This is a genomic window from Aurantimonas sp. 22II-16-19i (genome assembly GCF_002088275.1).
In the GTDB taxonomy this organism is placed as follows: domain Bacteria; phylum Pseudomonadota; class Alphaproteobacteria; order Rhizobiales; family Rhizobiaceae; genus Jiella.
This window is the reverse complement of the sequence record NZ_AQQS01000099.1, coordinates 1-220: the sequence shown is the minus strand read 5'-3', so window position 1 is coordinate 220 and position 220 is coordinate 1. Positions and strand designations below refer to the sequence as shown.

Below are 220 nucleotides of genomic sequence, written 5' to 3'. Positions count from 1 at the left end.
GAGAAATTCCAATCGAACTTGGAGATAGCTGGTTCTCTCCGAAATAGCTTTAGGGCTAGCCTCGAGGTAAAGAGTCATGGAGGTAGAGCACTGTTTGGACTAGGGGCCCTTCTCGGGTTACCGAATTCAGATAAACTCCGAATGCCATGTACTTATACTCGGGAGTCAGACTGCGAGTGATAAGATCCGTAGTCGAAAGGGAAACAGCCCAGACCACCAG

General features: G+C 49.1%; 1 rRNA gene. It reads left to right on the top strand.

Going from position 1 to position 220, the window contains the following annotated elements:
* Positions 1–220, top strand: a 23S ribosomal RNA gene (locus ATO4_RS26775); the annotation flags it as partial.